The organism is Bradyrhizobium cytisi (genome assembly GCF_008123515.1).
GTDB classification, from domain to species: domain Bacteria; phylum Pseudomonadota; class Alphaproteobacteria; order Rhizobiales; family Xanthobacteraceae; genus Bradyrhizobium; species Bradyrhizobium cytisi.
Genome location: NZ_VSSR01000023.1, coordinates 203,186 through 224,440 on the forward strand (window position 1 = coordinate 203,186; position 21,255 = coordinate 224,440).

General features: G+C 65.8%; 13 protein-coding genes and 1 tRNA gene. 8 read left to right on the forward strand and 6 right to left on the reverse strand.

What is annotated here, in order from left to right:
* Positions 1-180: 180 nt before the first annotated feature.
* A complete protein-coding gene (locus tag FXB38_RS15875; protein WP_148751797.1) occupies positions 181-1,071 on the reverse strand; it encodes an N-formylglutamate amidohydrolase in 891 nt (296 codons plus the stop codon).
* 337 nt (positions 1,072-1,408) lie between these two features.
* Between FXB38_RS15875 and cpdR the strand changes: the two genes are divergently transcribed.
* The 4 genes from cpdR (at position 1,409) to FXB38_RS15900 (ending at position 4,305) form a co-directional block, all read left to right on the forward strand.
* Positions 1,409-1,768 (forward strand): cell cycle two-component system response regulator CpdR, encoded by a 360-nt coding sequence (gene cpdR / locus FXB38_RS15885; protein ID WP_007597092.1) that lies wholly within the window; start codon positions 1,409-1,411, stop codon positions 1,766-1,768.
* 75 nt (positions 1,769-1,843) lie between these two features.
* Positions 1,844-1,918, forward strand: a tRNA-Val gene (locus tag FXB38_RS15890).
* A gap of 542 nt (positions 1,919-2,460) precedes the next feature.
* Positions 2,461-3,099 carry a hypothetical protein gene (locus FXB38_RS15895; protein WP_148751798.1) on the forward strand — a complete coding sequence of 213 codons (639 nt, stop codon included), beginning with the start codon at positions 2,461-2,463 and terminating at the stop codon, positions 3,097-3,099.
* A gap of 351 nt (positions 3,100-3,450) precedes the next feature.
* Positions 3,451-4,305 carry a metallophosphoesterase gene (locus tag FXB38_RS15900; RefSeq protein ID WP_187434905.1) on the forward strand — a complete coding sequence of 285 codons (855 nt, stop codon included), beginning with the start codon at positions 3,451-3,453 and terminating at the stop codon, positions 4,303-4,305.
* On the opposite strand, the gene FXB38_RS15905 is transcribed toward FXB38_RS15900, so the two are convergent.
* From FXB38_RS15905 to FXB38_RS15920, 5 genes are all read right to left on the reverse strand, one after another.
* Entirely contained in the window at positions 4,302-4,508 is a 207-nt protein-coding gene (locus tag FXB38_RS15905; RefSeq protein ID WP_246229913.1) for a hypothetical protein, read from the reverse strand. The genes FXB38_RS15900 and FXB38_RS15905 overlap by 4 nt on opposite strands.
* Positions 4,509-4,841, reverse strand: a complete 333-nt coding sequence (locus FXB38_RS15910) for a hypothetical protein (RefSeq protein ID WP_148751800.1) — start codon at positions 4,839-4,841, stop codon at positions 4,509-4,511. It abuts the gene before it with no gap.
* Positions 4,835-4,978 carry a hypothetical protein gene (locus FXB38_RS42740; RefSeq protein WP_187434906.1) on the reverse strand — a complete coding sequence of 48 codons (144 nt, stop codon included), beginning with the start codon at positions 4,976-4,978 and terminating at the stop codon, positions 4,835-4,837. The genes FXB38_RS15910 and FXB38_RS42740 overlap by 7 nt, the downstream gene beginning before the upstream one ends.
* Entirely contained in the window at positions 4,978-5,187 is a 210-nt protein-coding gene (locus FXB38_RS15915; protein WP_148751801.1) for a hypothetical protein, read from the reverse strand. Before FXB38_RS15915 ends, FXB38_RS42740 begins: the two co-directional genes overlap by 1 nt.
* Before the next feature lie 127 nt (positions 5,188-5,314).
* Positions 5,315-5,971: an AAA family ATPase gene (locus tag FXB38_RS15920; protein ID WP_148751802.1), complete on the reverse strand. Its 657-nt coding sequence runs from the start codon at positions 5,969-5,971 to the stop codon at positions 5,315-5,317.
* A gap of 158 nt (positions 5,972-6,129) precedes the next feature.
* On the opposite strand from FXB38_RS15920, the gene FXB38_RS15925 reads away from it, so the two are divergent.
* The 4 genes from FXB38_RS15925 (at position 6,130) to FXB38_RS15935 (ending at position 21,176) form a co-directional block, all read left to right on the forward strand.
* A complete protein-coding gene (locus tag FXB38_RS15925; protein ID WP_148751803.1) occupies positions 6,130-6,474 on the forward strand; it encodes a hypothetical protein in 345 nt (114 codons plus the stop codon).
* Positions 6,471-6,605: a hypothetical protein gene (locus FXB38_RS44615; RefSeq protein WP_283812733.1), complete on the forward strand. Its 135-nt coding sequence runs from the start codon at positions 6,471-6,473 to the stop codon at positions 6,603-6,605. Before FXB38_RS15925 ends, FXB38_RS44615 begins: the two co-directional genes overlap by 4 nt.
* 401 nt (positions 6,606-7,006) lie before the next feature.
* Positions 7,007-7,708 (forward strand): hypothetical protein, encoded by a 702-nt coding sequence (locus FXB38_RS15930; protein WP_148751804.1) that lies wholly within the window; start codon positions 7,007-7,009, stop codon positions 7,706-7,708.
* 802 nt (positions 7,709-8,510) lie between these two features.
* The gene (locus FXB38_RS15935; RefSeq protein ID WP_148751805.1) at positions 8,511-21,176 is read left to right on the forward strand and encodes a VCBS domain-containing protein; all 12,666 of its coding nucleotides are present in this window, start codon (positions 8,511-8,513) and stop codon (positions 21,174-21,176) included.
* The last annotated feature ends 79 nt before the right edge of the window (positions 21,177-21,255 follow it).

Below are 21,255 nucleotides of genomic sequence, written 5' to 3' on the forward strand. Positions count from 1 at the left end.
CTTCTCGCGTTACCGCTGCCCTCCTTGGGCGTTTCCTCCCTAGACTTGGGCCGCTTCTTCATCAGAAGCGGCCCTTTTTTCTTATGTCGCCCGTTTTCAGTTTAGCGCGCGTACGCTCGCGAAGCGAAAACGCATTCGCGCCTCTCGCGGAGAGCCCGATCTTTCGGGAAAGAGTCGCGTCTATTCCGCCGCGGCCTGGAACGGGCCGAGATCGCCGAACGGAATCGTGGTCGCCAGCACATCGGCGAGGACGCCAAAGTCGCGCGCCACCTGCGCAAAGCGCGGGCCGCGCTCGCGGCGTCGCTCGTCCATGTAGATGGCGCGATTGAGCTCGAGCTGCACCGCGTGCAGGCCACTCGCAGGGTTGCCGTAATGCTCGGTGATGAAGCCGCCGGCATAGGGCTTGTTGCGGCCGATCGAATACCCGAGCCCGGTCATGGTCTCCTCGACGCGGTCGGGCAGCAGCGGTGCGCAGCTGGTGCCGTAGCGGTCGCCGATCACGACATCGGGGCGGCGCGGCTCGTCTCGAGAGACGCCGACCGACGGCATCGAGTGGCAGTCGACCAGCACCACGGTGCCGAACATCTGGTGCACCTTGTTGATCAGCCGGCGCAGCGCGCGATGATAGGGCTTGTACAGCGTCTCGATCCGCGCCAGCGCGTCGTCGACCAGGATGCGCTCGCGATAGATCTCCTGGCCGTCGCCGACCACGCGCGGAATGGTGCCCAACCCGCCCGCGACCCGCATCGAGCGCGTGTTCGCAAAGCTCGGCAGCCGGCCGGTGAACATGCGGGGATCGAGCTCATAAGGCTCGCGATTGACGTCGACATAGGAGCGGGGAAAGTTCACCCGCACGGTCGGAAAGCCGCGATCGCTCAGATGGCCGATCAACTCGTCCATGAAGGAATCTTCGGACCGCCGAAGCTGCGGCACGTCGATCCGCGATGCTGCGAGGAATTCGTCCGGATAGGTCGAGCCGGAATGGGGCGAGTTGAAGATAACAGGCGCGCGCCACTCGGCGGGCTCCACGATCTCGAAGGCTGGCGACACCGCGCCGTCAAACCGGGTCATCTTCTCAGGCTTCGTCCCTTCACGCCGCAAGATCCGGCCAAAATCCAGCAAGCCCCAGATCGAGTGATTCGGCCGATCGAGCGGCTCTTATGTGTCGTCATTGTCCGGAATCGCAACCATTCTGCCAAGCGAAAAGATGCGATCGGCGCTGGAACATGTCTTAACCGTGCGGGCAGGGAGACGGGGATGTGCAGACGCGTCTCGATTGATTCATGCCGCATTCGGGTTCACAAGGGGCCGCACCGGTCGGGCCCATGGTAAAGATTTTCACCCGAAATTTACCCTCTGTCGGGCTTAGTGACCTCTGCATATCCTTTGGGGATTCGACGTTCCTGCCATGCCAAAAATCCTGCTCGCCGAAGACGACAACGACATGCGCCGTTTCCTGGTCAAGGCGCTGGAAAACGCCGGTTTCCAGGTCTCGTCCCATGACAACGGCATGGCCGCCTATCAGCGGTTGCGGGAAGAGCCGTTCGAGATGCTCCTGACCGACATCGTGATGCCGGAGATGGACGGCATCGAGCTCGCCCGCCGGGCCTCGGAACTCGACCCCGACATCAAGATCATGTTCATCACCGGCTTCGCCGCGGTCGCCCTGAACTCGGATTCGGACGCCCCCAAGAACGCCAAGGTGCTGTCGAAACCCGTTCACCTGCGCGAATTGGTGAGCGAAGTGAACAAGATGCTGGCGGCCTAAATTGGCCCCCTTCCGTCCTTGCACCGGCTCCCCCGAGCCGTTATAGGGACCCCACCCGACGTAAGTGGACTATTAGGGCACGTAGCTCAGCGGGAGAGCACTACCTTGACATGGTAGGGGTCACAGGTTCGATCCCTGTCGTGCCCACCATCCTCTTCAATGACTTAGGCGCCCCGCGCCTGAGGCCTGAAGGGGTGGTTTCCACGAAATTTCCACGAAGGCCCATTTCGGCGTGGGTTGCCCCGTCCAGATGAGGCTGGCTGCCCCAATGCGGGCGCTCGGTTTCCAGCCCCCTGGAGAGGGATGCCGAAGCAAAGCCTTGCTTCCCCCACGTTACTCCGAAGGTAACGCAGAAGGCCGCGTGCTCTTTCTCGATCGTCGCTTCGGCCGTAGCCATCACTTTCTCTATCCCGCATCGAGCGCGCTAGTTCGTATTGACTGGAAAACAGCGCGCCTGGGCAGTGTCACGCGAAGCGCCTCTTTCGTCAACAGTAGGTTTCTCGTGGTTAAGCCAGTGCACTGGCTTATACTAATGGGCCTTTCCTCTCTCCATTCGGCCTCCTCAGCGCATGTCCCCATCTCCAGGAAGATTAGCCAGCGAGTGGTTCGCTTATATTCGGCCTCACGTCCGGCCATACGAGGCGCTGGGCCGGGGTGATCGCCGCGACTACATCGCCAAGCTGTCGAAGCGGGTGAAGCTGAGCGACAATACGCTCCGGCGTTTTATCTCGGCTGCCCAGTACCTGGAGGCCGAGGGCATCACTGAGCTGCCGTCCGGAGCTCGAATGCCCGTGGCTGCCGTGGAGCGCGTCGCTCGCATTGCCGCGCGCGAGCCCGAGAGACGGCAGCAGCTGCTCAAGGATGTTGCCGAGGGCAGGCTGACGATCGTTCAACTCAGGGGGATGCTCAAGAAGAACAGCAAGACGGCCGCCAGGCGCCGGCGCGCTTCAATTTTAGAAGAGCCGCTGGAGGAGCGGGCGTTGGCGGCGCTTGAAGCGCGAGGGGTTCTCAAGCGGTCCGATGCCGTGCTTGCCACGTTTCAGGGGCTGGACCAGTGGTCGTACTTCGACTCGCACACCAAGCCTGCTCTGATTATTCTTCTTTCGCGGGACCGGCGCATCATCGTCATGGATGACAGATCGATAGGTGGTACGGCTGCCTCATTCATCAGGCAACGGAGAGAATTCTTGCGCAACATCCTCGCCGGTGTGGGGCTTTATGACTTGGTCCTCGTCTTCGCCTCGATCTGGCACGAGGACATTGGGAAATTGGTGTGCGCTATGCGACCCGAGATGCGGCAGCGCATTATTCTGTTAGGGCCGGAGGCGTAGCTGCAAGGAGAATCAATCTGCGCGAGGCTGGTCCAAAGCTGCCCGGGACACACCCACTAGGCCGAACAGCGATGTGGTCGCGTTGTTTCTCAGCCATCTCGGCCACAGCGCAGCTTGCGATCGGCAGTGCGATTACCCCAAATCTACTAACAACGTATCTAACAAGAGCTACGCAGTGTCCAGAATACGGGAATCATAATCCTGGGGTCGGGGGTTCGAGTCCCTCTCCCGCTACCAAGATATTCTCCTTCCAATTCAATATCTTGTCAGCATTTAGGCCGGTCATTTTCATCGTCGGAAAATCCGAATAGCGGTCGCTGTACCCACTTTTGTACCCAAGATTTCGAATCCTTGCCTCTTGCCGGCACCGAGGCGATCGTCCCGGCCATAATCTTCACCGCATCCGACCTGCACGGCGAGGTCTGGTCGCACGGCTACAACGTGCCCGAGGAACTGGACTTCGACGTCGCGGTGTTCGCCGGCGACGTCCACCACGCCTACCGGGCGGTGAGCTGGATGAGCAACCAGCGCGCGCTGTGGCACAAGCCCGTGCTCTTCGTCGCCGGCAACCACGAATATTACGGCAGCATCAAAGAGGACGCCGCGGCCATGATCCGCGACAGGTCGCGCGGGACGAACGTCACCTTTTTGGACGCCGACGAGGTGCCGATCATCGACGGCGTCCGCTTCCTCGGCTGCACGCTGTGGACCGACTACCGCTTCGAGGCCGAGAGCCAGGCGCACGGCCTCCACGCCGGACGGTACCTGAACGACAACAAATTCATCCGGACCTCGGATGGCGCCGAATTCCCGAAGCCGTTCACGCCCGTCGAGGCCCTCAAGCGCCATCTGGCCGAACGACGCTGGCTGACCGATCGCCTCTCCGAGGAGCACGACGGCCCGACCGTGTGCATCACCCACCACGGGGTCCACCCCGGGTCGCTGCACCCGCGCTACGCCGACGACGAGGCGATGAACGCCTCCTTCATTAGCGACCTGTCCGACGCGATCGCGGAGTACCGGCCGGCCCTGTGGATCCACGGTCACGTCCACGACAGCCACGATTACACCGTGGGCGGCGACGGCGGCGACTTGACTCGCATCGTCTGCAATCCAGCCGGTTACGCCTGGTCGCCGAATCCCGACTTTATTCCCGACTCGGTCGTCGAGGTGCCGGACTGGGCGCCCCGGCCGCGCTTCCGCTAGTCCTTGCGCCTAGGCACCCGTCGCCCGCGCAGGAATCCAAAACTCGCCCTCGCATAGACCTCCGCCAGCTCCTGCTCGAGCGCCGCGTTCGCGACGATCAGCGCGCGCACCGCATCGAGCGGATCGCCGCCGCAGGCCTCGACGGCCTCGCGGACGGCGGCTCTCCAGCTCGGCGGCCTGGTCCACGGGTTGCTGCGCGGCAATCAGGAATCGTAATCATGCCAATGGTTGCGGGCGAATCCCCTCCGACCGAAATGTTCGACATCGACGGCGTGCCAGCGCTCCGCGTCCGCATGGTCGGCGTAGGAGTCGAGCCCGATGGAGCGCTGAAACGCAGCTTTGGCGGCGGCATCGTCGGCGTTCTCGATCTCCACCGTTAGGTCGTACGTCGGCATGTGCCCGCCGGCGCGGGGCGCCACCGTGACGATCCGGCCGATCGAGTGAGGGTTCGTCGTCGACGTCGGTATGGCCACGAGCAGCCGCTCGCCGACGACCGGGGGCGCGCCGTTCGTCGACAGGATCGCGTGCACTACCATCGCAGCTTCTCCCTCCGCGCCGCCAGCCGCGACCGGCCGGCATCGGCCAGGCGCCGCCGCCACGGCAGCTCGGGCAGCTCGCCGGCGACGACCGCGAGCAGCGCCATGACGACGAATCCGATCAGCGCGGCCGCCATCACACGGCCACCCCATCCAGCGGGATGTCGTCGCCGGCTTGCTCGCCCAGCAGGTAGACCCGCTGCGCCGTCCGGATCCACCTGGACTTGCGGTCGAACCAAAACACGGCGGTCGTGCTGATCTTGTCGCCGTCCTGAAACGCCGGGTCCGGGTGCCCCTTCACGTGGCCGCGCACCTTGAGAACGAACTCCTTTCCGATCGCCTTCACCTCGGTCGACCAATCGTGACAGGCGCGCGCTGCATCAGAAGCGGGGATGGCTGCTCGCCGCACGTGTAGCATTCGAGATCGCGCGCCAGCGTTTCCTTGATTCCTGTGTTCGACATCGCGTCCTCCCTTAGTGGCGCATCGCGTTAGTGTCGCGGGCTTCCAGCGTCGCCCGCACGATCTTCTGCAGCGCGCGCGCATCGACATGCCGCGCGCCTGCCAGGCCTTCGCCATGACGTTCAGCTCGTCCGGCGCGAACGGAGCGGCGTACCCGACCCATTCGTCCTCGAGCAGCATGTCGTCGATGATCGAACCCGCCAGCAACGGCAGGTTCGACCAGCCGCGGCGCCGGCACCTTCACCACACGAAATCTGTCCCGCAGGTGACTCGGCAGCACGCTGACGTCGTTCGCCGTGCAGATGAAGCTGACTGCTGAAAAATCGAATTCGCAGTCGGTCGATTGGTCACGGTAATTTTTCGCCGTCTCCTGCTCCAGGAAAGAGAGCAACGAATTGAACAGGCTGCCGTGGGTTTGGCTGGACGCCGCCTTGTCGATCTCGTCGATGAACACCAGCGGGTTGGCCGTCTTCGACGCCAGCACGGCGCGCGCCGGCACCGAGGCTTCGGTGTTGCTCCAGCCCTTGCTGGTACCCGCGAACTGTCCATCGGCGCTCGCGTCCGCTTGGTACCTCTGGACGTGCTGCCAGCCCACGGCTGCCGCGAGCTTCCTCACGACCCTGCTTTTGGAAACCCCGGGTGGTCCAAGCAGGATGGTCGGTTTCCCCATGATCGAGACCGACGCGCAGGCGTACGGCCTGACCAAGTGCGAAGGCTACCTGATCCAGGAGTTGGCGAAGCGGGGGCTGCTGCCATGACGAAGCTCAAGCCCTGCACGCCCACACACCGCTCGACGCCATCGTCTACGGCCGGCTCGGCGCGGTCTCGATGCAGCCGGCCTCCGCGGACAAGCGCTTCCGGCGCCAGCTCGCCGAACGCAACGTCGCCGTCGCGGGCCTGACCGAAGGCGAATGCCAGCACATGCACCAGCTGGCCCACAAGTATCGGAAGCAGAGTCCGCCGCATCGGCAAGGAGATCGAGCCCGAGCCTATCTGGAGCGGCGGTCGGCCGACCAGCAACACGCTGCACGAGGAGATCGCGTGATGCCGGTGCCGTTCCTGCTGTTCGCGCGCGCCGTCCTATTCGCCTGGTCGTGGGGCGCGCTGGCGTGCGTCAAGCCCGTGTTCGACGCCATCGAGGCCGAGCTGGAGAGACAAGGAGTCGAGCCGTGACGGAAGCCGAGCGCAAAGCGCGTGAGACCATCGCCATGCTGTACCGCGAGACGCCGCCTGAGGTGGCTCGCCGGCTATGGAGACCGGCTGGCGCTCACGGCCAGCTCGGCTTCTACATCTGCCGCATGTAGGGCTCGCCTGCGACGCCCGCGGAGGTGTGCGCGCGACACCTGCAGGGGCGGCGGTCTGCAGTGCCTCAGCGAGCGCATCTACTTCGCCGCTGTCGTCGGCGGAAACGTGCCGTGGAGCGACCGGGCCGCCAACACCACCGAGTTGGGCGGCGACGAGATGAGCGGAGCGTGAGGCCGGAATGAAAGTCGGACCTGCCGTCATTGCCCCACGGAGCATGGAACGCGGCTTAGCTTCACATGAGGCGCACGGCTGCGGGACGCGTCACCGCGCCGATCTATTGGTTATTTGACAGGGCCCCCGGGCTTTTCGCGCATAGACTGTTGACCTTCGCCGGGCGTGCGGCGATCGTCATTTTCGAACCTGCGCTTCAAAGCGCACCGAGAAGCAACTAAGAGGCTTCATGAAAGCAGTTTTGATCGACCCGGCGGCCAAGACGGTGAACGTCGTCTACTTGCATTCAGTCAGTAGGGCGACGAACAAATTTTTCAGCGAGAAGCCGACGCCTGTTCTGAAGCTCCCGCGAGGCGACGTCCTTCTGGCCGCCGCAGCAGAAGAGGGAGATGCATTCGTCCTCGGCGGATCCCGGCCCATCGGCGGGCCAGGGCTGATCGTCGGTCGCAAGCTGGGAGCGGGCGAGCGAGCGCCCGTGCGTGTCGATCCGGATCTCTTAAGGCAGATGGTCCGCTGGACGTCCATTGAGAAGTCGGAAACAGCAGAGACGCGGACTGTGGTGCGTGCGATCGAGATCGATCCTGAGCGGCGGTCGATCGAAGAATTTTCGATCACGCCCACGATGCTCGCCCTGCAGCATCGTCTGGGCGGCGAGATCAGGATCTGCTTCCGCGCTCCAGAGGAGGACATTGTGCTCACCGCTGCGGACGCCACGATGGACCAGTTGATGTGGCGGAAGGATGAGGCGGAGTTCTCCGGTCGCTGCGTCGTCCTCGGTCATGATTTGCGCCGGGGGCGCTTCGTCAACGTCGCGGCGTCGCTGGCCAATTTGCGAGAGAGCGTCACGTTCCGAAGCTCAACCGGCAACACTTGGACCGGTTATGAGTGCGCATCCGAAAACTCGACAGCGGGGCGATCGGATCAGGGATAAGATTTACGGCCGATGAGCGTGGACGAGCCGAGGGCTCGCCCCGAAGCAGGAGCATACAGTTCGGGGAAGTAATTCCCTTGCTTGCCGCAGCATCAAAAAGCTTGGATCAGATCTGCAGCGCGTGACGAACAGGGACGCGACCAGACCGATAAGATAAAGTGAGCGAGGGGACCCTCGCTCTCGTCAACATGCTGCATGCCGGGGACGTTCTCCAACGAGATGAAATCGGGCTTTCATCGCCTGATGGAAACGACCCAATCGAGCGGCAGCGTCCGCCTTGGATCTCCGTCGGTCTTGGCCCGGCTTTGCTTCGAAAACAGTTGGCAGCGAGCCCAGCAACTGAAAACGATTTCGCGCGCGTTAGCGACGTTAGCAGCGCCCTGAACGTCCGTGCGTACCATCCAGATGATCATCACGAGCGGACTTGCAAATGTCTGAACCCGTAACTCTACGGGCGCGGGAAGTGCTGTCCCTTAGGCGTGCCAGTGACGAGTCTGTGCGCCGGGCGCTTAGCTTCGAAATCAATTCGGCGCTGCGGCGCAGTTGGCGATGCAGCAATTAATCGTACTTCATTACGATGAATCCGATTGCGACTAACTTCGCACATGCTTCTCGTGCTTAGCGCTTGACGCGAATGTTCTGCTGCTCATAAAAGCGTCGACTACCTATTTTATAACCATCCAGTTGCGTCGCTAATTAGGTCTGGGGAAGCCCGGATCAACCATTTTTGGTTGGCTACGGCCTATCCGGCACAGCGTGGCTATGATCAGTCGACCAAGCTCTTTTTGCGGGGGGAATTGCTATGCCTAATTCACCAGCCGTCATCGGCGCGCCCACGGTTCACGATGTCGTCGAGGATGCCAGCCTGCAGGCGCTTACTGCAGAAGGGGCGATCTCAATTACGGACAGCAATGCCGGCCAGGCCTTCTTCAAGACGTCGGTCATCGCATCAAGCGGTGATCTCGGTTCGCTCTCCATCGCCGCGAACGGCTCCTACGTCTACTCCGTCGCCGACAGCAAGGTGCAGTATCTCGGCGCCGGCGAGACCAAGGTGGACACGTTCACCGTCACCTCCCTAGACGGCACCACCAAGCAGGTCGCCTTCACGATCATCGGCGTCAACGATACTGCCGTGATAGGCGTGCCGACCGTCGTCGACGTAACCGAAGACGCCGCCAGCCCGACGCTGACGGCCACGGGCTCCATCTCGATCACCGACGCCGACCACGGCCAAGCCGCGTTCAAGTCCACCGTCTCCTCCGCTCCCGGAAATCTCGGCGCCCTGGTGCTGCAGAGCAATGGCAGCTACACCTATTCCGTGGCCAACAACGCGGTTCAGTATCTCGGCGCTGGGCAGATCAAGACCGACACGTTCACCGTCACCTCCCTGGACGGCACCACCAAACAGATTTCCTTCAATGTGCACGGGACCAACGACGTCGCCGTGATCGGCACCCCGACCCAGCATGACGTCACCGAGGACGCATCCAGTCCGACGCTGTCGACAACCGGATCCATCTCCATCACCGACGCCGACCAGGGCCAGGCCTCCTTCAGGACGGCCGTCGTCGGCGCCTCCGGCAATCTCGGCACGCTCGTGCTCGCGGCCAACGGCACCTACACCTATTCGGTCGCGGACGCCGCCGTGCGGTATCTCGGCGCGGGCGACGTCAAGAACGACACGTTCACGGTGACGTCGCTCGACGGCACCCAGAAGCAGGTCTCCTTCACCATCCATGGCGTCAACGACGCCGCGGTCATCGGAGTGCCCACGGTCCACGACGTCACCGAGGATGCTTCGCATCCGCTGCTCACCGCGGTCGGGACGATTTCGATTTCGGATGCGGACCAAGGACAATCGGCATTCCGACCGACCGTCCTGTCCGGCAACGGCGATCTGGGCGTCCTGGTCCTCTCCGGCAGCGGAAGCTACGTCTACTCAGTCGCCGACAGCGCGGTTCAGTATCTCGGCGCGGGCGATACCAAGGTCGACACCTTCACCGTCACCGCCCTCGACGGCACCACCAAACAGATTTCCTTCACCATCCACGGCACCAACGATGCCGCCGTGATCGGCACGCCGACCCAGCACGACGTCACCGAGGACGCGTCCAATCCGACCCTGACCGCGCACGGGACGATTGCGATTTCCGACGTGGACCAGGGCCAGGCCGCCTTCCGCACCACCGTGACCTCAGCTCCGGGCACACTCGGCACCCTGGTCCTCGGCGCCAACGGCGCCTACACCTATTCGGTCGCCGACGGCGCCGTGCAGTATCTCGGCAAGGGCGACACCAAGGTCGACACCTTCACCGTCACCTCGCTCGACGGCACCCAGAAGCAGGTCTCCTTCACCATCCACGGCGTCAACGACGCCGCCGCGATCGGCACGCCGACCGTGCACGACGTGTTTTCCAACACCGCCGCGACCACGCTGACCGCCACCGGATCGATCTTCATTTCGGACGTCGACCAGGGCGAAGCCGCGTTCAGCACCAAGGTGATCGCCGCAACCGGAACGTCGGGCCATCTCACGCTCGCGGCGGACGGCGGCTACACCTATTCCGTCGCCGAAAGCGTGGCGCAGCATCTCGGCGCCACGGGGACCAAGGTCGACGTCTTCACCGTCACCTCGCTCGACGGCACCCAGAAGCAGGTCTCCTTCACCATCCACGGCGCCTCCAACGCGCTGTCGGCCCCGATCGACAGCGACGCCGCGGCCAACACGATTGTCGAGGGTGCGGCCGCCGGCTCCAAGGTCGGGATCACGGCGTCCGTCGCCGGCGCATCGTCGGTGACCTACTCGCTGTCCGCGGATTCCTCAGGCGGCGGCTTCGCGGTCGATGCGACCACCGGCGTGGTCACGGTGGCCGACCCCACCAAGATCGATTACGAAACCGCCGCCGGGCACGCCTACAGCGTCACCGTCCAGGCCAGCGACGGCCACGGCGGCACCAGCTCGCAGGCCTTCGCCATCGCCATCGCCGATGCTCCGCCCACGACGCCGGCGGACGCCGATGCCGCGAGCGCCAACAGCGTCGTCGAAGGCGCGCCGGCCGGCACCTATGCCGGCGTGACCGCGTCGGCCACCGACGTCAACGGACCGGGCGTCACCTACTCGCTGATCGGCGACACCTCGGGCGGCGGCTTCACCATCGACCCCGCCACCGGCGCGGTCACGGTAGCCGATCCCACCAAGATCGACTACGAATCGGCGCCGAACCATGCCTATAGCGTCGTCGTCCAGGCCAGCGACGGCACGCTGACCAGCCACCAGACCTTCGTCATCGGCGTGACGGACGCCGCACCGTCGATCCCGGTCGACAGCAATGCGGCGACCAATACGGTGGCCGAAGGCGCCGCCGCCGGTACGACCGTCGGCGTCACCGCGTCCTCGACCGACGTCAACGGACCCGCGGTCGTCTACTCGCTGATCGCCGACAGTTCGGGCGGCGGCTTCACCATCAATGCGGCGACCGGCGTGGTCACGGTGGCCGATGCCACCAAGATGGATTACGAGTCCGCGCAGGGCCATGCCTACAGCGTCACCGTCCAGGCCAGCGACGGCACGCTGACGAGCCACCAGACCTTCGCCATCGGCGTCACCGACGTGGCCCCGTCGACCCCGGTCGACAGCAATACGGCCGCCAACACGGTGGTCGAAGGCGCCGCCGCCGGATCGGCCGTCGGCGTCACCGCGTCCTCGACCGACGTCAACGGACCCGCCCTCATCTATTCGTTGATCGGCGACACCTCGGGCGGTGGATTCGTCGTCAATGCAGCCACCGGCGTCGTCACCGTCGCCGATCCCTCCAAGATCGTCTTCGATGCCGCGCATCCGAGTTTCGACGTCACGGTCGACGCTTCCGACGGCACGCTGCACAGCCAGCAGATCCTCACCATCGGCGTCACGCAGGCCAACCACGTGCCGGTCGCGGCGAACGACACGGGCTCGATCACCGAGGACCAGGTCGGCACCTTCGCGGTGCTCGCCAACGACACGCTCGACCCGGATCAGGGCGCGCCGAACAACGTCACCATCGGTGCGATCAGCAACCTCGTCGCGCCATCCGGCGCGCACATCGGCGCCGCCGACATCGGCCTCGGCGTCGATGCCTCCAACGAGGTGGTGGTCACGCTCGGCTCCGACTTCCAGCATCTGCAGGCCGGCGAGACGGCGACCTTCGACGTCGCCTACATCCTGCACGGCAACCAGGCCGGCGACACGTCGACCGCTGCGCTTCACGTCACGGTCACGGGGTCCCAGGACGCGCCGACGCTGCAGGTGACCGACGCGTCGGGGTCCGACGACGCCCCGATTCCGCTCTCGATCTCGGCCCAGCTCGTCGACGACGGCGGCACGCTCAGCGTGGTCAGCATCTCCGGCATTCCCGCCAGCTACACGCTCAACCACGGCACCTTCTTCGACAGCGACGGCCATTGGGAGGTGGCGGCCTCCGACCTCGCCGGCCTCGCCCTCGTTCCGGGCGCCCAGGCGCACGCCGACACACTGCATCTGCAGGTCTCCGTCGCCTCGATCGAGGGCGGACACCCGGCGGTCGCCACCTCCGGCATCACCGTCGACGTGACGGCGGGAGCCGGCGACACCAGCAATCGCGCGGTCGACGGCTACATCGCCGGCGCGTTCGTCTTCGCCGACGCCGACGGCAACGGCGTCTATACGCCGGGCGAGGCCTCGGCGACCACCAACGCCGACGGCAGCTTCACGCTGCACGATCCGGTCGGGACTCTGATCATGACCGGCGGCACGGACGTGTCCACCGGTCTGGCCTTCGCCGGAACGCTCAAGGCCCCCGAAGGCTCGACCGTGGTCACCCCGCTGACCACCCTGGTGACCTCGGTGATCGCGTCGGCCGCTGCGAGCGGAACGCAGATCAGCGCGACGGACGCGGCCGCCCAGGTCGCCACCGCGTTCGGCATCGACCCGACCAAGGTCGATCTCACCACCTACGATCCGGTCCCGGCCGCCGTCGGCGGCGATCCGATCGCCACCTCCGTGCTGTCGGCCGGCGTCCAGGTCCAGAGCACGGTCGCCCAGATCTCGGCGGTCGGCGCGACGAGCAGCGTGTTCGACGCCATCGCGGGCGCCATCACCAACGCCGGCGCCGGCCCGATCGACCTCAGCGCCGGATCCACGGTGGCCGCCATCGTCTCCGATTCCGGCGTCACGGGAGACGCTGCGACCCTCGTCACCGGCACCGTCACGGCCGCTGTCGGTAGCATCCAGCAGGCCCCGGACGTCACGGCAATCGCGCAGGCCGGCCAGGTCGCCCAGGGCTCCGCGACGGCATCTCTGGCCGCGATCACCGATTTCTCGGACACCTCCCAGACCGGCGCGGTGACTTCGACCTACGTCGACCATCTGGCCGACCAGGTGCAGGCCGCCGTGGTCGCCGATCCGACGGTCGCGCCCATCCAGGGCACGGCAGGCAACGACGTGCTGGTCGGCGGCGCCGGGATCGACACCATCGACGGGCGCGAAGGCAACGACCAGATCTCCGGCGGCGCGGGCGCCGACCAGCTGTTCGGCGGCGCGGGCAACGACCGCATCGCCGGCAACGCCGGCAACGACCACATCGACGGCGGCGCCGGCTTCGACCGCGCCCTCTACACCGACGCGACCGGCGGCATCACCGTCAACATGGCGGCCGGAACCGCCTCGGGAGCGGGCGTGGACAGCGACGTCCTCGTCAACGTCGAAGGCGTTGTCGGCTCCGCGTTCGACGACGTCTACGACGCCAGGGGCTTCACCGGAAGCTCGGGCACTCCCGGAACGCCGATCGGCTACAACGAATTCGAGGGCGGCGCCGGCAACGACACCGTCTACGGCACCGTCAACGCCCAGGGCGCGGCGCTGACCCGGGTGTCCTACGTCAGCGCGACGGCCGGCGTGACCGTCGACATCAAGGCAGGAACGGCGGACGGCGACGCCTCCGTCGGTCACGACACCTTCGTCGGCCCCGGCATCCAGTCGGTGTGGGGTTCGGCCTACAACGACACCATTCTCGGCAGCGACAACGGCTTCGGCACCGCGGAAGTGTTCGCGGGCTTCGCGGGCAACGACCTGATCGACGGACGGGGCGGCTTCGACCGTGCCGACTACAACGCCGATCCGACCACGACCTCCGGAATCACCGTGAACATGGCGGCGGGCATCGTGACCGGCGACGCCTCGATCGGCACCGACACGCTGCGCTCCATCGAAGCGGTTCGCGGCACCAATTTCGCCGACCATTACGACGCGACCGGCTTCAGCGGCACCAGCACCAACGCAGGGTCAAGCGGCACCTTCAACGAATTCACCGGAAACGGCGGCGACGACGTCATCGTCGGCAACGGCGCCACCCGCCTCGGCTTCAACAACGCGACCGCGGGCGTCACGGTCGATTTCGTCGCCGGCACCGCCGACGGCGACGCCTCGGTCGGCCACGACGTCTTCACCGGCGTCAACGCGGTTCAGGCCTCGATGTTCGACGACACGCTCCGGGGCGGCGCCACCAACGACACCTTCACCGGGCTCGCCGGCAACGACTACATCGACGGCCGCGGCGGCTTCGACGTCTCGAGCTACAACAACATCTTCTTCACCACCGGCGGCGTGACGGTGAACATGGCGGCCGGCACCGCGACCGGTGACGCCTCGATCGGCAGCGACACGCTGCGCTCCATCGAAGGCATCCAGGGCACCAACTTCGTCGACCATTACGACGCGACGGGCTACGGCGCGGCCGGCGCGCTCAACGTCGGCAACAACGGCACCTTCAACCAGTTCGAAGGCCTCGGCGGCGACGACGTCATCGTCGGCAACGGCAACACCCGGCTGATCTACACCAACGCCGCGGCCGCGGTCACCGTCGACCTGTCGCTCGGCACCGCCCACGGCACCGCGGCCGGCGACGCCGCGAACATCGGCACCGACAGCTTCACCGGCGTCTTCAGCGTCATCGGTTCGGCGTTCGGCGACGCCCTGATCGGCAGCGCCCACAGCGACATGTTCGTCGGCGGCGGCGGTAACGATTCCATCGACGGCGGCGCCGGCGGCGACGTCACGATCTACTCCGGAACCCTGGCCCAGTACACGATCACGACCAATGCGGGCCAGACAACGGTCAGCGACCACGTTGCGGGCCGCGACGGCACCGACACCCTCGTCAACGTCGAGGCGCTGCAGTTCACCAACGCCAACGTCCTGATCGCGTCCGGAAGCGCGGCCAACCCGGTCGACCTGTCCGACACGCGGCTGTTCTTCAACGGGCAGCCCAACGTGCTGACGACGATGACGGGATCGGCCGACGACTACGTCAAGATCAACCAGGGTCTCTCGGGCCACCTGATCGACCTCGGCGCCGGCGGCAACGACACCGTCATCCTGGGCGTGACCGGCGGCTACAACCTCACCCTCGCCAACGTCGAACACGTCGTCGGCACCGCGGGCGACGATTTCATCGGCCTCAACACCGACGTCAACCGCCTTTCCATCGACATGGGCGCGGGCAACGACACCATCAATCTCGCCAACGGCGTCAACTCGGTGTCGGAGACCAATACCGAAAACCTCAACGGCAGCGACTGGTCGGGCGCGGCCTCCAACGACACGCTGACGCTCCTGAACGACGTCTCCGGCCTCTCGGTCAACCTGGCGCAGGGCACCAACACCCTCAACCTCGCCGCCGGCGCCAACTCGCTTCTCATCGTGAGCAACATCGATACCATCAACGGCACCTCCTCCGCCGACGCGCTGACGATCTCGAACGGCGCCTACACGCCAAACAACGACCTTTCGATCGACCTCGGCGCCGGAGACGACGCGCTGACGGTCGGATCGCAGTACGGAAGCTTCGCCCTCCACAACGTCGAGCACCTCGTGGTTTCGGGCCAGCAGGACGCCTTCTACAGCCTGACCAACGACCAGACCGGTCTCTCGGTCGATCTCGGCGCCGGCAATACCGGGCTGCAGATCGCCTCCGGCGCCAACACGCTCGCGCTGACCCACGTCCAGAGCGTCGGCACGTCCGACTACGTCGGGCTCGGGGGCACCTCGTCGCCGTCCGACGACAGGCTGACGCTCACGAACGACGTCGCCGGCCTGACCGTCAACCTGCAGCTGGGCGACAACACGCTGAACCTCGCGGCCGGAACGAATTCCATCACCGCCTACAACGTCCAGCACGTCAACGGCAGCGCCTCCGACGACGTCCTGACCATGATCGACGCCGGCGGCTCCGCCGTCGATCTCGGCGCCGGCAACGACACCCTGAACCTCGTCGGACCGGCCAGCGTCACCGTCACCAACGTCGAGCAGGTCAACGGCAGCGCGTTCACCGACTTCATCACCGATGCGACCGTCGTCGGCACCACGACCATCACCGGCGGCGGCGGCAGCGATTTCATCACCGCGGGCGCCGCGACCGACGTCATCCGCTACACCGACGCCTCGGAATCCTCGAGCGCCACGGGGATGGACGCCGTCACCAACTTCGACGCCACCCAGGACCAGTTCCTGCTGGACGGCGCCGCGGGCGCGGCGGGAGCGATCCACTTCATGGCTTCAGGCGTGCTCGACGGCACGCCGGCGACGCCGCATGGCGAAGCCATCCTCGTCGACGTCGGCGGCCAACAGCAATTGCAGATCGACGTCAACGGCGACGGCGTGATCGGCGCCGGAGACATCACGGTCGTCATGAACGGCCTTGCGGGCACGCTGAGCGACGCCAATTTCGCCGTGATTACGCCGAACCACGCCCCGACCGACATCGCGCTCGGCCCGATCGTCCCGGCGCTTGTTCCGGAAAACAGTGCGCCAGGTTCGCTGGTAGGCCTGCTCTCGGACACGGATCCGGACGCCGGCGATACCGCAAACTACGTGCTGACCGACGACGCCGGCGGCCTGTTCGCGATCTCGAACGGCAACCAGATCGTCACTACCGCCCCGCTCGACTTCGAGCAGGCGGCTTCCCACCAGGTCACGGTCCAGGTCACGGACCATGCCGGCGCCACCTTCAGCAAGAACTTCCAAATCGACGTCACCAACGTCAACGAGGCGCCGACCGACATTACGCTGAGCAACCATGCGGTCGCGGAGAACGCCCCGGGGTTCACCGTGGTCGGAAACCTCTCGGCCGTCGACCCGGACGCCGGGGGCACCGCCACCTACACGCTCGTCGACGACGCCGGAGGCCTGTTCACCCTCGTCGCCAACCAGCTCGTCACCACCGGCCCGCTGGACTACGAACAGGCGGCGTCCCACCAGATCACGGTGCGCGCCACCGACGGCGGCGGCCTCACGGTCGACAAGACCTTCACCATCGCCACCACCAACGTCAACGAGGCCCCGACGGCGGTCCTGCTGTCGAACACCTCGGTCGCCGAGAACAGCGCGGCCGACACGGTCGTCGGCGCCCTTTCCGCGCTCGATCCGGACGCCGGCGACACCGCAACCTTCACGCTGACCAACGATGCGGGCGGCCTGTTCGCGATTCTCAACGGAAACCTCGTCACCACGGCCCCCTTGAACTTCGAGCAGGCGACGTCGCACCAGGTCACGGTACGCGTCACCGACGGCGGCGGCCTGACCCACGGCTCGAACTTCACCATCGCCACCACCAACGTCAACGAGGCGCCGACAGACATCCTGCTGTCCAACGCCGTCATTCCGCAGGGAACGGCCAACGGCACGGTGGTCGGCACTCTCTCGGCGGTCGATCCGGATGCCGGCGACACCGCAACCGTCACGCTCCTCGACGACGCCGGCGGGCAGTTCTCCGTCTCCGGCGGCAACCTCGTGGTGGCGGGTCCGCTGACCGCGGGCACCGAGCAGGTCACCGTGCACGCGACGGACGCTGGCGGCCTCGCGTTCGACAAGACCATCGCGATCACCGTCAACGCCGGCGCGCTGGTGACAGGCACCGCCGGCCCCGACACGCTCGTCGGCACCACGGGCGACGACACCATCCAGGGATTCGGAGGCAACGACCGCCTGCAGGGCCTCGCCGGCAACGACATCCTGGACGGCGGTCAGGGCTTCGACCGCGCGGTCTACACCGACGCGGCCTCCGGCATCACCGCGAACCTGGCCGCCGGGACGGTCACCGGCGGATCCGGATCCGACACGCTCGTCCATGTCGAGGGTGTGGTCGGCAGCGACTTCGCCGACACGTTCGACGCCACCGGATTCACCGGCGACGCCGGGGTCGCCGGCACCCAGATCGGCTTCAACGAGTTCGAGGGCCGCGGCGGCAACGACAGCATCACCGGCGCCGTCAACAGCCAGGGCGCGCTGCTGACCAGGATCTCCTACGTCAGCGCGACGGGGAGCGTCACGGTCGATCTCCAGGCGCACACCGCGACCGGCGACTCGTCGGTCGGCACCGACACCCTCGTGGGCTCCGGATTCGGCGGCGTCATCGGCTCCGCAGGCGCCGACACGCTGCTCGGCAGCAACAATGCCAACGGAACGGTCGAGATCTTCGACGGCCGCGGCGGCAACGACCTGATCAACGGCAGGGGCGGCTTCGATCGCGCCGACTACAGCCAGGATCCGACCACGACCTCGGGCATCACCGTCAACATGGCCGCGGGAACCGTGACCGGCGACAGCACGGTCGGCACGGATACGCTCCGCTCCGTGGAATCGGTGCGCGGCACCAACTTCGCCGACCACTACGACGCCACCGGCTTCGCCGGCAACAGCACCAACGCCGGCTCCAACGGCACGTTCAACGAGTTCGTCGGCATGGGCGGCGACGACGTCATCGTCGGCAACGGCAATACCCGCCTCTCCTACATCAACGCGACCGGCGGGGTGACCGTCGACATGCAGACCGGCGCGACGCCGGGCACCGGCACCGCCGACGGCGACGCCTCGACGGGGCACGACACCTTCAGCGGCGTCAACGCCGTCCAGGGTTCGATGTTCGACGACGTCTTGCGCGGCAGCGGCAACACCGCCAGTACCGAGACCTTCTACGGCGGGGCCGGCAACGACCTGATCGACGGCCGCGGCGGCTTCGACCTCGCAACCTACAACAACATCTACTTCTCGACCGGCGCGGTGAGCGTCAACATGGGGGCGGGCACGGTCGACGGCGATGCTTCCACCGGCCACGACACGTTGCGCTCGATCGAGGCGGTCCAAGGCACCAACTTCAACGACGTCTACGACGCCTCCACCTTCGGCACCGGGGCGGCCCTCAACATCGGCAACAACGGCACCTTCAACCAGTTCGAAGGGCTCGGCGGCAACGACACCATCACCGGCAACGGCAACACCCGGATCATCTACAGCAGCGCCACCGCCGGGGTGACCATCCATCTGGCCGCGGGCACCGCGACCGGCGACTCGTCGGTCGGCACCGACACCTTCACCGCCGTCAACAGCTCCACCGGAAGCCAGCTCGCCGACACCTACGATGCCTCCGGCTTCGTCGATGCCGGCACTTTCACTTCCGGCACCTTCAACCTGTTCGAAGGCCTCGGCGGCAACGACACCATCACCGGCAACGGCAGCACGCGGATCGCCTACACGCAGGCCGCCTCGGGCGTCTCGGTCGACCTGTCGGTCGGAAATGCTCACAGCATCGCGGCTTCGGACGGTGCCGGGATCGGTATCGACACGATCCTCGGCGGCGTCAACTCGGTCCAGGGCTCCAACTTCGCCGACACCATCACCGGCGGATCCGCCAACGAATTCCTGTTCGGCGGCTCAGGCGCGGACACGATCTCCGGAGGCGGCGGCAACGACACGCTCACGGGGCAATCGGGCAACGACACGCTCGACGGCGGCACCGGCACCGACATGGCGTCCTTCACCGGCACCATGGCCCAGTACGCCGTCACGACCAACGGCAGCACCGGTGTCACCACGGTCGCGGACAACGTCGCCGGACGCGACGGCACCGACACCCTGACCAACGTCGAGGTGCTGCAGTTCAGCGACGCCACCGTCCTCCTGACCGCCGGAACGGCGGCGAACCCGGTCGACGTCTCGGCCTACAACCTCCTGCCCGGCAAGATCGTCGGCACCGCCGGCGACGACTTCCTCGCGGTCGGCGGCAACGTGTTCGGCCACCAGATCGACCTCGGTGCCGGCGACGACACGGTGAGCCTCGCCTCGCCGAACTTCTACCAGTTGAACCTTCTGAACGTGGAACACGTCACGGGGTCCACCGGAGACGACAACGTCAATCTGGTCAGCAATGCCGCGGGCCTCACCGTGGACCTCGGCGCCGGCACCGACGACATGACGCTGGCCGGAGGCGTGAACTCGCTGAGCGTGACGAACGTCGAAATCCTGACCTCCAACGACTTCTCCGGCCCGGCCGTCGACGACACGCTGACGCTGCTCAACAACGCCGGCGGCGGCATGAACGTCAACCTGGCCGAGGGCGACAACACCCTGAACCTCGCCGCCGGCAGCAACACGTTCGCCTACCTTTTCAACATCCAGCACGTCCACGGCACCGCGTCCGACGACGTCCTGACGGTGACCGGCGGAATCTACACGCCCGACAACAACCCGACGGTCGATCTCGGCGGCGGCGACAACACGCTCAACCTGTCCGGCGGCTCGCTCACCGCGCTGAACATCCAGCACATCGGCGGCGACGCGAACGACAACTTCGTCACCTTCAACAACGAGCTCTCGGGAGTGGCCATCGACCTCGGCGCAGGCAACGACCACGTGACCCTCGCCAACGGGGCGAACTCGGTCTCGTTGACCAACGTCGAGAGCGTCAGCGCCAGCGACTTCACCGGCGGACTGAGTCCATCGGACGACACGCTCACGCTGCTCAACGACGTGACAGGCGTCAGCGTCAACCTCGGCGACGGGACCAACACGATCAACCTGGCGGCAGGAACCAATTCGTTCGACAACCTGTTCGGCATCAACCAGGTGAACGGGGCCAGTTCCAGCGACGTCCTGACCGTCACCCAGCAGTCCTTCGCCACCGTCTTCGACATGGCCGGAGGCACCATTAACTTCAACGACACGACCAACGGCGTCACCGTCGCCAATGCCTCGACGGTCAACGGCAGCGCCGCCGACGACAACATCACCGTCGCCAACGCGTCCGGGACCACCACGGTGACCGGCGGTCTCGGCGCCGACTACCTGACCGCTGGCGCGGGCTCGTTCAACTTCAACTTCAACGGCCCGGCCGATTCCGCCGTCGGTCACGGCGACACCATCGTCAACTTCGATGCCGGCCGCGACAACTTCACCTTCACCGGCGTCAACGCGGCGACCGCGATCCACTACGTCGACACGGCGGAATTCGACGGCACGGTCGGGTCGCCCTATTGCGAGGCGCGGGTGGACGGCACCGGACCAAACGCGCTCCTGCAGATCGACCTCGACGGCGACGGCAAGATGGGAGCCGGCGACATCGAGGTGCACCTGCAGAACTACGTCGGCACCCTCGCGGACCACAACTTCCTATTGGCTTAGGAGATTGCGGGGTCGCCGCCGCTATTCGCCAGAACCAGCTCCCGACACGAATCGACGCGATGGAAAACTCCAGTTCGAC

Bases quoted from the DNA above. Each gene is read 5' to 3' on its own strand.
- FXB38_RS15875 (WP_148751797.1), bottom strand. From the start codon at position 1,071: ATGACCCGGTTTGACGGCGCGGTGTCGCCAGCCTTCGAGATCGTGGAG.
- cpdR (WP_007597092.1), top strand. From the start codon at position 1,409: ATGCCAAAAATCCTGCTCGCCGAAGACGACAACGACATGCGCCGTTTC.
- FXB38_RS15910 (WP_148751800.1), bottom strand. From the start codon at position 4,841: ATGGTAGTGCACGCGATCCTGTCGACGAACGGCGCGCCCCCGGTCGTC.
- FXB38_RS42740 (WP_187434906.1), bottom strand. From the start codon at position 4,978: ATGGCGGCCGCGCTGATCGGATTCGTCGTCATGGCGCTGCTCGCGGTC.
- FXB38_RS15920 (WP_148751802.1), bottom strand. From the start codon at position 5,971: ATGGGGAAACCGACCATCCTGCTTGGACCACCCGGGGTTTCCAAAAGC.
- FXB38_RS15925 (WP_148751803.1), top strand. From the start codon at position 6,130: ATGCAGCCGGCCTCCGCGGACAAGCGCTTCCGGCGCCAGCTCGCCGAA.
- FXB38_RS15930 (WP_148751804.1), top strand. From the start codon at position 7,007: ATGAAAGCAGTTTTGATCGACCCGGCGGCCAAGACGGTGAACGTCGTC.
- FXB38_RS15935 (WP_148751805.1), top strand. From the start codon at position 8,511: ATGCCTAATTCACCAGCCGTCATCGGCGCGCCCACGGTTCACGATGTC.